The 12,865-nt window shown below is 67.3% G+C and carries 8 protein-coding genes; 5 read left to right on the top strand and 3 right to left on the bottom strand.

The window, feature by feature from the left end; genetic code table 11:
* Positions 1-54: 54 nt before the first annotated feature.
* Together AB0J55_RS00180 and AB0J55_RS00175 are read left to right on the top strand one after the other, a co-directional pair.
* The gene (locus AB0J55_RS00180; protein ID WP_364240508.1) at positions 55-1,032 is read left to right on the top strand and encodes a DUF4192 family protein; all 978 of its coding nucleotides are present in this window, start codon (positions 55-57) and stop codon (positions 1,030-1,032) included.
* Positions 1,033-1,126: 94 nt separating this feature from the next.
* On the top strand, positions 1,127-1,651 hold the full coding sequence (locus tag AB0J55_RS00175; protein ID WP_364240505.1) for a hypothetical protein: 525 nt from the start codon (positions 1,127-1,129) through the stop codon (positions 1,649-1,651).
* Between the two features lie 290 nt (positions 1,652-1,941).
* Here AB0J55_RS00175 and AB0J55_RS00170 read toward each other — a convergent pair whose 3' ends face one another.
* The 3 genes from AB0J55_RS00170 to AB0J55_RS00160 all read right to left on the bottom strand — a co-directional run bounded on the left by AB0J55_RS00170 (position 1,942) and on the right by AB0J55_RS00160 (position 10,349).
* Positions 1,942-3,741 (bottom strand): GH25 family lysozyme, encoded by a 1,800-nt coding sequence (locus AB0J55_RS00170; protein WP_364240502.1) that lies wholly within the window; start codon positions 3,739-3,741, stop codon positions 1,942-1,944.
* A gap of 176 nt (positions 3,742-3,917) precedes the next feature.
* On the bottom strand, positions 3,918-4,142 hold the full coding sequence (locus tag AB0J55_RS00165) for a DUF2283 domain-containing protein (protein ID WP_364240499.1): 225 nt from the start codon (positions 4,140-4,142) through the stop codon (positions 3,918-3,920).
* Positions 4,143-4,157: 15 nt separating this feature from the next.
* The gene (locus tag AB0J55_RS00160) at positions 4,158-10,349 is read right to left on the bottom strand and encodes a PA14 domain-containing protein (protein ID WP_364240496.1); all 6,192 of its coding nucleotides are present in this window, start codon (positions 10,347-10,349) and stop codon (positions 4,158-4,160) included.
* A gap of 512 nt (positions 10,350-10,861) precedes the next feature.
* On the opposite strand from AB0J55_RS00160, the gene AB0J55_RS00155 reads away from it, so the two are divergent.
* The 3 genes from AB0J55_RS00155 to AB0J55_RS00145 all read left to right on the top strand — a co-directional run bounded on the left by AB0J55_RS00155 (position 10,862) and on the right by AB0J55_RS00145 (position 12,834).
* Entirely contained in the window at positions 10,862-11,866 is a 1,005-nt protein-coding gene (locus AB0J55_RS00155; RefSeq protein WP_364240493.1) for a DUF932 domain-containing protein, read from the top strand.
* A gap of 86 nt (positions 11,867-11,952) precedes the next feature.
* Positions 11,953-12,405: a hypothetical protein gene (locus AB0J55_RS00150; protein WP_364240491.1), complete on the top strand. Its 453-nt coding sequence runs from the start codon at positions 11,953-11,955 to the stop codon at positions 12,403-12,405.
* A 42-nt stretch (positions 12,406-12,447) separates the two neighbouring features.
* Positions 12,448-12,834, top strand: coding sequence for a hypothetical protein (locus tag AB0J55_RS00145; RefSeq protein ID WP_364240488.1), 387 nt, complete (start codon positions 12,448-12,450; stop codon positions 12,832-12,834).
* Positions 12,835-12,865 lie beyond the last annotated feature (31 nt).

The following is a 12,865-nucleotide window of genomic DNA, read 5'->3' as shown; positions in this document are numbered from 1 at the left end:
CACCGCCTCCCCCGGCCCACACGGCCGCAGAGGCCGATCCGAGGAGCGCCGACCGTGACCACCTACCTGACCCCAGGTGAACTGATCGGATCCCTTCCCGACACCTGCGCCGACACCCTGCACGTCACCGTCCTGCCATCCCACCCACGCACCAGCCCAGGGCGCCTCACCGCCCCGACCGGCGCGGCGTTCCCGGTGACCCGGGTCCGCGGCATGACCACCCGCGAGATCGCCGGGCATGTGCAGGCCGCACTCCCGGCCGATCGCGACACGGACCTGGTCGTCGTCGTGGTCGCCGAGGACCGCGCCCGAGAGTCGCTTCCGCTGCGGGCCGCGATCGCCGCGCTCGAGGCCGACCTGCGCCTCGCCGGGCACACCGTCCTCGGCCGCTACTGGGCCCCGCACACCCGTCCCGGCGCCCCGTGGCGCGACTACCGCCGCCCTACCCACCTCGGCACCGCCATCGCGCCACGTCCCGAACTGGACTTCGCCGGGCCCGTCCAGCTCGGCGGGGACGCCCCTACGCCGACCTGGGGCCTGCCCTTCGCCGAGCCCGGCGAAACCCTGCCGGCCGGCCTCAGCCGATTCGCCCGCCGGGTTGTGCCGTTTCTGGTGCGTCGCAGCGACGAGGCCAACCGGATCGTCGCCCACGCCACCATCCGGGCCGGCAGCGGCGAGTTCATCGACGACGTCGCGGCGTTGGCGGTCACGACCGCGCTGGCCGACAACGCCGTTTACGGACCCTTGTTGCTGCCGCCGGCCGATCTCGACCCGCAGCGAATGGAGCAACTGTGGCTGGCCCTCTACCGCGGCAGCACCGATCACAACACTCGGGCTCGGCTGGCGACGTTGATCGCCGCCAGCGCCGTGCGCCGCGGCGACCACCACCTCACCGCCTGTGCTCTGGTGCACGCCCACGGCGCGCCGGGCGCATCCACCGTCGGGCTGCTGTTCCAGCAGCACGCCAGCGCCGACGTCGTCGAGCACGAGCTGGACGAGATCGCCGGCCGGGTCGGCGCGACGCGCTGGTAGCCGAGGTCCCTGACATTCAGCTGGTCCGCGGTGTCCCGGGCGTCGTGGCACCGCTCCGGGGCGCCGCGGCCCTTTCCTTGCAGGAGGTCCTGTGATGCACCACGTGATCCAGTGGTCTGGCGGCATCGGCTCCTGGGCCGCCACCGAACTCGTCCGCCGGGATCATCCCGACGACTCGATCACCCTGCTGTTCGCCGACACGACAATCGAGGACACCGATCTCTACCGGTTCAATGCCGATGCCTCCATACGGCTGGGGATCCCGATCACCCGGGTCTGCGACGGCCGGACACCATTCGAGCTGTTCGTGCAGCGCAGCTATCTCGGCAACGCCCGGATTGCTCCGTGCTCGCAGCTGCTCAAGCAGAAGCCCTGTCGGCGGTGGCTGACCGAGCACACCGAGCCCGCCGACACCGTCCTCTACGTCGGGCTTGAGCCCGGCGAGCAGCGCCGGGCTCCGGCGATCACTGCTGGGTGGCGGCCGTGGCGGGTCGAGTACCCGCTGATGCACCATCCTTTTCTGACCAAAGACGATCTGCTGGGCTGGTGTCGCAACGCCAGGCTGGAGCCGCCGCGGCTGTACCGCTTCGGCTCAGTGACAACAATTTTACCGGACTAGCGCTCGCCGCCCCTTCACGGCACTCGATCCATCCAAGGCACGTCGGCAGTGGCGCGTCGGACAGGCGCAGGCACGCGTTTCCCGGCTGAAGGTCCGCGACAAGCTGCCGCTGGCCGCGGCCCAGGCGACCGCGGCCAGCGACTCCGCCGGATCTGGCCGCATCCCCAGGTCGCAGGGACGCATGGGGAAAGAAGACTAGGTTGAGGATCCCGAATCGGCCGGCAAATCGGGAATTTGGCCAATATCCCAGGTTGAATCTACATCTATTATCTGACGCAGGTTCGGAACCGTCAGCTGTAGGTGACTTGGGTGGCGCCGGTGGTGATGTTGTAGGTGATGCCGCCGTGCTGGAAGGTGTTGCGCCGGCCGACGGACACGGCGTACTCGTCGCTGGTGACGTAGCCGAGCGCGCTGTATTCCCAGCCGAGTGAGGCCCACTTGTCACGGATTGCCCCGCGGATCGACCACGCTCCCGTGCCGGGGGTCCAGTAGATCGATGCGGAGTTCGTGAAGTGGTTGTAGCGGCCCACGCCGTCGGGGGTACCCGATTCGTCGGTGGTGGGGTAGCCGAGACCGCGTTCCCAGTCGAGCGCCGCCCACTTCTTGCGGATCTCGCCTTGGACGCTGTGAGCGCCGGTGTTGACCGTGTAGTAGATGGACGAGTTGGCCGTGAAGTGGTTGTAGCGGGCGACGCCGTCGGGAGTGCTCGACTCGTCGGTGATGGGGTAGCCGAGACCGCGTTCCCAGTCGAGCGCCGCCCACTTCTTGCGGATCTCACCCTGGACGTTGTGCGCCCCCGTGCCCGGGGTCCAGTAGATCGACGCGGCCATGCTGAAGTGGTTGTACCGTGCGGCGCCGTCGGGGGTGGCGGTCTCGTCGGTGGTCGGATAGCCCAGGCGTTTCTCCGCGCCGAGTGCCCGCCATTTCTTCCGGATCTCGCCCTGCACGCTGTGCGCGCCGGTGCTCGGTGAGGTGTAAATCGACCCGACGACGAAGTCGTTGTAGCGGCCGACGCCGTCCGACGTGGCGGTCTCGTCGCTCACCGGGAACCCGAGCGCGCCGCCGGGGCCGCCGAGCCGCTGATAGGCGGTCAAGAGGTCGGCGTGCACCGCCCACGCGCCGGTGTTCGGGGCGTAGTCGATGACGCCGCCGGTGTACTTCTGCTCCCAGCCGCCCGCGACCGGGGTTTCGCCACCGACCGGGGTGCCGAGGTAGGACGCGGGTCCGCCCAGCGCGGCGTAGTGCTCGGCGATCTTGTCCGGTCCGCTGCCCAGCGCTGCCGCCCGGACCTGGTCGGCCGTGCCGTTGAAGTAGTCCTGGTCGCCGGGGAAGACGCCGGAGTCGGCGTACTGCCAGAAGGTGAACGCGTTCCAGCCGCCGGGGATGGTGCCGGGGTCGGTGCCGTTGTGCTCGATCCACAGAGGACTGGTGGTGGCGGTGCCGGTGTCGCCGCCGGTGCAGTTCGTCCACCAGCCGTTGGTCGTGTAGATCGCCGGCCACCGGTTGGTGCGGTCGTGGATCGTGGTGGTGAAGTCGGTGATCCACGCGGTCATCTGCGCTGGGGTGAGGCCGTAGCACCAGCCGGGCCAGTCGGCAGTGCCGTAGGGGTTGTACTCGATGTCCAGCACCGGCGGCAGGGTGTGCCCGTCGGCGACCCAGCCGCCGCCCTGGCCGAGGAAGTAGGTGGCCTGCGCGACACCGGAGGAGGTGTCCGGCAGCGCGAAGTGGTAGGCGCCGCGCATGAGCCCGGCGTTCGCCGAACCGGTGTAGTTGGCGGCAAACTGCGGGTCGACGTAGGTGGTGCCCTCGGTGGCCTTCATGTAAGCGAAGGTCGCGCCGTTGCGGGCGGCAGTGGTCCAGTCCACCGAGTTCTGCCAGTGGCTGACGTCCATGCCCGGCGCGTACCCGGCTGCCGCGGCGCCGGTGGCGCGGGCAGCGCTGCGGGCCACGCTGTGCCCTTCGACACGATGCGCCATCGAACCCATGAAGTCGGATTCGGGGTGTGCCGGTGTGCTTCCCTGGGCGGGTGCCGTGCCCAGCAGCACGCCCGCCAGCAACGCGGGCACCACGAAAAGGGCGCGAACCACCATAAAAGTCCTCCCCGGCTTGGTTCGTTCGGAGACCTGTTCGCCGGCCGGGTCAGCGCAATCCGCTGGTAACCACGTCCCCGACCTCTCGCTCGGTCGCGGCGTTCCCTCGCCGGCCGCGACGCCTACCCGACTATCCAATAGACGCCGCACCCCTTCTTTCCAGCAGCAGATCAAATTTACTTTTCTTTCCCGCCCAGGATTGACAACGGCACCCCGCCTGAGGCGCCTAGTATTTCAATACCAAGAAGAATGCCATTCACGTCATAGTCGAGAATTACCTCGCTATCCCCAGGCGTTCCCTTGACCGAAACTTGCCTCACCGCTTCACCTGGAGAAATTTGTTCCTTCAGGCGAATATACAGTGCATCGACTTCGGCATCATAGACGCTTTCGATTGACAATGTAACCCAATTCCTCTAGTTCCAACCTAACGACACAACCCGACCAGACCTGCGGTCAGTGACAACCCAAATGCGTCGTCCACGGTGTTTGTAAGTATTGTCCCTACTCTTCGTCCGCCTGCCACTCTTGATGGCGTTTTCGACCATGTCTTCAGAAATTCCTCGATCACGCATCCTACGGTGCGCGTGGTCACTGTACTCACGGTGCCACACCTTGATCGGAATATGGGGGGTGACGCGGGGTATACGCGCAGCCAGTCGCCTGAGCTCCGCTGCTTCGTCTTCGAACGTACCCGCCCGCGCGGCCGGGCTGTTTCCGGCGCCGCCGCCGAAATGCGGCATCGGGATGCTGATGTGCGGGGGATGCATTGCTATCCACAGCGCACCGGCACCCGCGACGATGGCGGCACCCAACTCGAAGGCGCCGATTCCTTCGGCGATGCATGCATCCCAGAAGCACGCGCCGTTGAGGTCTTTCTGGTTGATGGGGTCCTGGGGATAGATGTAGTCGTTGGCGTTGCCACCTTCGACAGGGTCGACGGCGAGGAATCGGCCAAGGATAGGACTGTAGGGGCGGGCGCCCATTTCGACGAGGGACAAGGCACCCGCGTGTTCGTAGGGACGTTGGTGCTCGCCGAGCCAGCCGTAGTCCAGTTTGCCGGGCTGGTTGGCCGGGACGGCGTTGGCATCCGGGGTTCCGTCGGTGCGCAGCGGCTGGCCAAACGGGTCGTAAGCGAACGTTTGGCCGGCCTGTTTGCCGGCGGCGTCGGTGGTCAGCAAGATATCACCGCGGACGGTGGGGTGGTCATACTCGGCGCTGGCCGTCCCGCCGGGGTAGGACAGCGTCATCAGCACCCCACCGGGCAGCGACACGCTGCGGGTGAGCAGTCGCTTGTCTCCGCCGTAAGTGACTGCAGCGGAGTCACCGCCTCCGGTGTAGCCGTAGAGCACGGTGGTCTGCTGGTCCCCAGCGTTGGCGTCACGGCGCACCAGCCGGTTGGTGGCGTCGCGGGTGTAGCCGATCGTCGCCACCTGGGCCGGATCCGGGCTGGTGGTGGAGGCGGTCAGGTGCCGGTCGGCGGAGTCGAAGCCGAGATTGGTTGTGGTGGCACCTTGGCTGAGCTGGGTGGTGTTGCCGTGGCTGTCGTAGACGATGCCGTTAATCGGCGCTGACCCAGTGGTAGCCAGCAGCCGGTCGGCACTGTCGTAGCAGTAGCCGGTGGTTGTGGTGGAGGCGCCGACGGTGTCGTTCATCCTCATCCGGTTGCTGTTCGCACCGGCCGCCGCGACAGCACCGGCGGGGCAGGACGCGGCAGCGCTCGAGGTGAAGTCGTAGCTGAAGTGATGCCCACGAACCCAGGCGTCGGTGAGCCGGCCCACGGCGTCGTAGGAATAGTCCGAGCCAGACGGATTACCGACATCGCCCGGCAGGGTTTCATCGAAGATGGTGCCGGCACGAGTGCGCCTCACCGAGACCGCAGTCGTTGCCGAATCGGACGTCTTCCAGGTCAGCCCGGTCAGCCGGCCGGCGTCATCGCGGTCGACGCTCGCGAGCGAAGATCCGTTGCCGTAAGTCACACTAGCGAGTTCGCCGTTTGCGTTGTAGTTCGCGGTGGCCAACGTCGTGGTACCGAGCGTAGTGGACAAGATCCGCCCGGCGTCATCGTAGGTATCGATCGTGGTCTGCACCGGATCGGCGCTGTTGGCTGGGGTCAGCACCTGCTGGGTGGGTCGTCCGACCTGATTATAGGTCGTGGCGGTCGTGGTGCCGTGGACATCGGTATAAGACACGACACGGCCGAGCAGGTCGGTCTTCGAGGTCACTGTTCCGGCATAGTCGGTGACCGAGGTGGTCAGCGGGTCGCCGCCGACGGCGTAGTTGTAGGACACCGTACGGGCGCCGACCGTCGGGTTCGCCGGGTAGGCAATCTGAGAGAGTCGGTCACGATTGTCGTAGCTGGTGCAGATCCAGTCGCCCGATGTCGCTTTGGCGACCACGCGTCCGGAGGCGTCGTAGACCTGTTCGTCAGTCCGTGCACCGCCGGCCGCAGGGGTGGGTGAGGTGGTCAGCTTCGTCATGCCGCCCTGGTTGATCAGCAGGCTTCCTGGCACGCAGGGGTTGGCGCGAGTCTCCGTGTCGCCGTAGTAGACGTAGTTGTACTGGGCGCCGGTAGGCATCGTTTTGCTTGTTCGGCGCAGGTAACCGCTTCCGGGGGTTTCGTATCCTGCGCGACCCGTCAGGTTCAGGCCTGAGGGGTTGGCTGTGGTACTGGTTGTCCGCCCAAAGATGGGGTCGAGGCCGTTCTCCCCATACTTCACTGCGGAGACCTTATCGGGAATACCGTTCGACTCGGATGTCGTTGTGGAAGTGGTCATTCCGTAGCGCGGGCGAAGCTGGGTGCCGGGAACGAGTTCCTGGGTGCCGGTGGGGGTGGTCCAGTTGAGGTCGAGTTTGGCGTAGCCGCCGTTGTCGTAGTAGTCGATGCGGATTTTCTTGACCTGGCCGGGTGTGTCGCTGTGGACGACGGCTTGGCGTTCGGTGGCGTTGCTGATCTGCCAGTAGTCCATGACGAGCTGGTCGTCGATCCACATGCGGATGCCGTCGTCGACGTTGGCGCGCAGCGTGTAGTTCCCGGCGGCGGGGAACGCGATCTCGCCGGTCAGCCGCAGCGAGAACCCGTCGCTCGAGATACCCGGGGTGACGTCGTTGCTGTACTCCCACGCGCTCTTGAGCGTGCCGTCGGTGGTCCCGATGCCGGTGGTGTAGGCCTTCGGCGCACCAGTCAGCGTGAGGTTGTCGTACCAGGACGCGGACAGACCGTTGATGCCTTCGTCGTAGCCGGTGTGGCTGTGCGGGACGGTGGCCGCGCAAGCCGCGGTCGGGTTCTGGCCGGTGAAACAGGCCGCCGGCGCCGGCCCGTAGGTATCGGTGGGCCGGTCGGCGTAGTCGTAGACCGTGGTCGACACCCGCCCGGCCGGGTCGGTCGAGGTCAGCTGCTGGTCCTTGACGTTCCAGGTCTCGCTGGTGGTGCGGCCGGTCGCGTCGGTGGTCGACAGGGCACGGTCGGCGTCGTCGTAGGTGACCTTGGAGAAGAACCCGGTGGCCGGGTTGAGGCCGAGGACATCGACGAAGGTCTGGTGGTTGGCCGGATCATAGCGATACGCCCGGCCCGGATGCGGCTGACCGACGGCGGGTGGGGGCGAGGTGATACCGGTGACCTTCGGCTTGACCGCGGTGTCGTAACCGACTGACGTGATCAGGTCGCCTGCGTTGGCCTGACGGTTGGCGGGGTCGGCGGCGATCCAGTCGTTGGCCAGGCTGTTGCGCGTGGCGCCGAGCAGGCCCTGGGCGTTGTAGCCGTAGTCGGTGATTTCCGAGCCCGGGTCCTCGATGCGCCCTAGATTGAGTGTTCCGGTTCCGAAATACCAGAGGCGAGTTTCGGTGCCGTCCCAGTAGGTGATCCGGCACAGCATTTGCGACGGCGGCAACCCCGCGGCGCCGGGCGGCGGGGTGACACCGCCGTAGCAGTCATCGCCCGGGCGGTTGTAGTGCAGCACGTGCGAGCGCTGCGAGACCGGGTCCTTGATCTCCCGCAGCCGCGACGGCGTCCCGTCGTAGAGGTACTGCAACGTCGCCGGCTTGCGGCCGTCGAGCACGCTGGTCTGGGTTTCCAGCTTGCCATCGGCGCGGAAGACGTAGATCGCGCCGCCCTCGTTGAGGGTGACCTTGCCGGCGGTGTCGAGGGCGATCGTGCCGTCCTCGTTGTCCGGTGCGGTGTAGCCGCCGGCGCTCTTCTTGGTCCAGGTGTGCTTGGCGCCCGACGCGTCGGTCAGCACGATGTTCTGGTCGGTGACCTTGGCCTCGGTGTAGCTCGCCCCATCGCCGTCCAAGTCGGCCGACAGCGCCCAGCCCTGCGGCAGAACCGGGAGGTCGGAGGTGTAGAGCCAGTCGGCGGGAACGATCTGCGGAGCGACGGTGGTGTTGTCGGTGGTGCGGACGAACAACCGCATCTTCGCCGCGCCCATCGCCTCGGCGTTTTCCACCTTGATCGGCACCCGCTGGCCCGCGGTCAGCGACACGTTCGTGGATTGGGTCCAGTTCAGGTCGCTGGCGGTGTTGACCTCGTAGACCTTGGCGCCGTTGATCCACACCGTGCCGCCGTCGTCGTGCACCCCGGCGAACTGGTAGGTCCCGGTCACCGGAGCCTGGAAGAACCCCTCCCAGCGGGCGACGAACCAGTCCGCGGGCAACGCCGGCGCGAACGGCGAGTCGGTGCCCCAGTCCACGTTGACCTGCGGCTCCGGCCGCACCAGCACCGGCTGCTGCGCATCGTTGATGATCCCGTTGTGGGACAGGTCGACGAAGTAGGACGCCTTGAGACCCTTGTTCTCCACCTGCTGCGAGTTGTAGGTGAAGCTCAGCCCGGCATTGCCACCGACCGTGGTGAACGACGGTGTCTGCTCGGCGGTGGAGACGTTCCCGTTGGCCAGGTTGACACTGACCGGCCCCGCAGTGTCCACCGGCGACGGGCCGTGGTCACCGATCCGCTGGTCGATCTTCAGATGCCCGATCCAGGTCGGGGTGATCGTGGTGGCGCCGCTGTAGGTCATCGCCTGCCACGTGTAGGCGACACCGTCCTGCAGAACCCCCGCCGGCACCGTCCACGTCGGAGTGGTCAGGCACCCGGACTCGACCACGACACCCGACTTGCCGTCGGCGCCGGTGGCGATCCGGAAGCAGTACTTCACCGCATCACCGTCCGGGTCCGTCACCGGCGCCACCGACAACGTCGGCGTCACCGACGTCGACACCGTCCCGTCCGCCGGCCCCACCAGCGTGGTGGCCGGGGCCGGGGAACCGGTGTCCACTGTGAGGGTGGCGTTGAGGTTCTTGTAGGTCCAGGTGCCCGGGTTCTCGGCACCGATCAGCATGAACGAGACGTTGCTGTCACGGGCGTTGACCCGGGTCCGCAGGAAATCGGTGAACGCCTGGCTGGAGAACGAACCCACGTCGCCGACCAGGGCACTGGCCAGGAACGGTCCGACAGCGTTGTAGTTGTTGTCCAGGGCGTGGTACAGGTTGGCGTTCCAGGTCTTAACCGAGCCGACGACGCTGGTGTTGCGGGTGACGTCCACACTCGCGCCGACCACGGTCTTGCCCCACAGCGGCGAGTAGTCGAAGTGCGCCACCGACCGGTTGTAGGTGTCCCCGTTGGCCTGGCTGTTGCCGATCCGCAGCCCGCAGTTGGTGCAGGTGGTGCCGTCCGAGCGGTAGGCGAAGGAGAACTGGACGCCGAACGTCACCGTCGGGTCCACGAACACCGGGTACACGCGCTTGGGGTCACGCAGCCAGTTCGCGTCGACCGCGACCGTCAGCCACCAGTCCTTGCCGGACTTGTCGAGAGTGTAGGTGCCGCCGGTCATCGCCGGCGCCGTCACCCCGCCGCCGGCGGAGTCCCAGGTCTCGATCGGCGGCAGCACGAACTTCGCCGCACCGCTCTTGTCGGCCAGAGTGACCGAGCCGTTGCCTTCCAGCTTCGGCGTCAGATCACCGGTGGTGAGCTTGAACTTCCACGACGAACGCCCATCGGCCGGGGGTCGCTTGAGCTTGATGGACTCCTTGACCGCACCCGGGGTGATCTCGTAGTCCAGGTCCGTGCCCGCGGCGACCTCGGGGTAGGTGACCGAATCACCCTTCACCGCAGCGGCCGCCGGCGCCGCCTGGTCCAGCGCCAGGCCCGCGGTGTGCCCGCCCGATTCGACCTGCAGCACTGCCGCGTCGTTGGCCTTGGTCGCCAGCGAGGGGCTCAACGGATGGTGGTCCGCCTCGGCGCGCTTGGTCGACGGATCGGTCTCCAACGTGGTCTGGACCGGCTGCCAGTTCCCGGCCGCATCCTGCACGTTCATCGGCTGGCTCGACTGCCGCACCGAATGCGTGCCATCGACGTTGACGTACTCGGTCATGTACGTCGACCGCGACACCGGCCTCGACCGCTGCGGGTCGAAATGCGAGCCCGCACCCCCGTCCAACCGGGACTGAGCGGAGAAATCCGCCTTCGACGGCGCCTGGGGCGCCACTGGCGCCGGCGAGGCCGACGGCAGCAACCCGACCTCACGCGGATCGACCGGCGACGCCGCAGCCGCAGCCCAAGGCGCCGTGACCACGGCTTCCACGGTGCCGGCCAACAACGCCAGCACCAGCAGCACGATGAGCGATCTCGCTCGGCCCAGTCCCCGAACATGCTTTACCCGCAGCACGGCCCACCCTCCCCTGCACGACACGCGACGCGCGCCGCACCTCAACCGCCCACTGCGAGCACTCGCCCGGTGGGTAGAACGCGAGCAAACAGACGTATGTCCGTTTCACCCGTTTGACCTGGTGTTTTGCCAGGATTCGTCGATCACATCGGAAGAACCTCACACCCTCGTTACACCGTCGAGTGAGACGCACAACACAGTTGACGACGTGCAAATTACGCCGCAGTGCGCCCCGCCGCCGGCAACCGAGCCCGCCGTGCCTGGGCGTCGCGGCGGGAACCAGCCCAGCGAACCAGGCCCACGCCGGCGGTGCACAGCCACCAGCCCACGACACCGGCGCTCCACGTTTCGGGGCCTGTGCACCGCCGGCGCTCGGCCTGGTGAGCCGTAGCCGTCCACCCCGCGAGCCCGCCGCCTCCGAGCGGGGGGCAAGCACCGGCTACGAAGAGAGGAATCGGACCGTGTCGAAGGAAACCAGCATCTGGCTCAACACTAAGGTCCTCGTCGGATTCACCGACAAACGCGGCCACGCCTGGCACTATCGCGCCGAAGACCAAGGCGCCGAGTTGAATCACTACCCCGGCCCGATCCCCATCACCGAGGTCAAGCGGCGCCTGTTCGGCTGGACCGCCGAACCGGCCCGGGTGTTCGTCGAGGACCGGTTCGGGCTCCGCCTCGCCGAGCACCACCTGGGCGTCACCACCTCCGACACCGGCGATATCCTCGCCATCCACACCGACGAATACGGCATCCACCAGTACGACACCTGGCTGCTGGACAACGTCGCCGCCCTGCTCGACGACGGCCTCACCATCGGCTCCGCCGGGCTGCTGCGCGAACGCAAGCAAGCCTGGGTCAGCGTCGAAGTCCCCGACAACATCACCACCCCCGAAGGGGTGGAGTTCCGCCCGAACCTGCTCGCCTGCTCCAGCCACGACGCCAGCCTCAAGACCCGCTACAAGCGCGTCGTCACCAACGTCGTCTGCGACAACACCATGAACATCGGCCTGCGCGAGGACGGCCAGGAAGTCGCCGTCGTCCACAAGCGCAACAGCAACCTGCAGCTGCTCTCCGCCCGCGAGGCCCTGCAGATCGTGCACACTGTCGCCGACGACTTCGCCGCCGAAGTCAAGAAACTGTGCCAGACCACCGTCACCGACCGAGCCTGGAAAGCGTTCCTCGACGCCCACACGCCGATCCCCGAGCAGCCGGGCCGGAGGCGGACCAACGCCGCCAAGAAGCGCTCGGCGCTGACCCGGTTGTGGACCAGCGACAGCCGGGTCAGCCCGTGGAAGAACACCGGGTGGGGTGTGGTGCAGGCCGTCAACACCCACCTCAACCACGAAGCGGTCATCCGCGGTGCCGGCCGCGCCGAACGGAACATGACCCGGGTGATGACCGGTGAACTGGGCAAGCACGACCGCACCGCCGCCGCGACCCTGCACAAGGTCCTCGCCGCCGTTTGAGCGCACGCCGGTCCCCGCCCTCGCTCACTCTTCCGGCTCACGAGAGGAGATTTCGTCATGAGCACCAGCACCATCACGCCGATGACGTGCGGCACCGACGGCTGCACGAACCCCGGTCACGGAATCTCGATCGCGGTGTCGCGCCGAGCATCTACCGCTGCCACGACTGCATCGCCTGCCTGGACGCGCTCGCCCCTCGCTGGACCCGTGGATTCACCGACGAGCGTGCCTACGCCGACCGCAACACCGAACTCGGGCACCTGAACGCGACAGCGCTACGGGAACAGGCCGCACCGGCGCTGACTGCGATCGATGCGGCGCGGGATGCGTTCACGATGCTGGCCGACCTCGTCGGCCCGGCACTGGCCCGCGACACGGTCACCGCGATCGTCAACGCCGGCGACCACATCATCGACTGCTCCATCACCAACCGGTGGGCCGCCTACCGCTACCCCGAGCTTATCTGCACCACGTTTGACGCGCTACGCCGGTCTCCGGGCGGCCGTCGCATCCCAAGGGTGCCAGGCGGGGCGGTCTGATATCGCTGGACTCGGAGGTTGTCGACGTGGTCCAGTGGGAGCGTGACTCTGTCGGTGCACGTGTTCGTCGTTGGCGAGGACGGCAAGCCTGAGGTACTGGACACCCCGGAGATAGGGGCCGAGCTTGCCGGGTGGGAGTACTGGCGTGCTGCAGTTTGGGGGTCAGACGCGGTCCGGGCTTTGGGTGCGCGATACTTCCCGGTGCTGGCTGGCGCCGATCTGACGGTCTCGCCGAATGAGGTCCAGGGATTCCTGGACGAATGCGCGTGGTTGCGGGCCAACATCGATGCGGTCGCGCCCCATCCGGACCCGGGTCGGCCGCAGGACACGCACGGCGAGACCGTTGCTGCGATCTCACGTCGCCTTGGGAACATCGAAGACGCGGCCCGACGGGCTGTCAATGTGGGTGGCGGGGTCATCATCTGGTAGCACGTTGGATCTGTCGCAGCATGAACGTGGC

The organism is Amycolatopsis sp. NPDC049688, assembly GCF_040674975.1.
Classification (GTDB): Bacteria; Actinomycetota; Actinomycetes; order Mycobacteriales; family Pseudonocardiaceae; genus Amycolatopsis.
The sequence above is the reverse complement of the archived record's forward strand: the minus strand, read 5'-3'. Positions and strand labels throughout refer to the sequence as shown.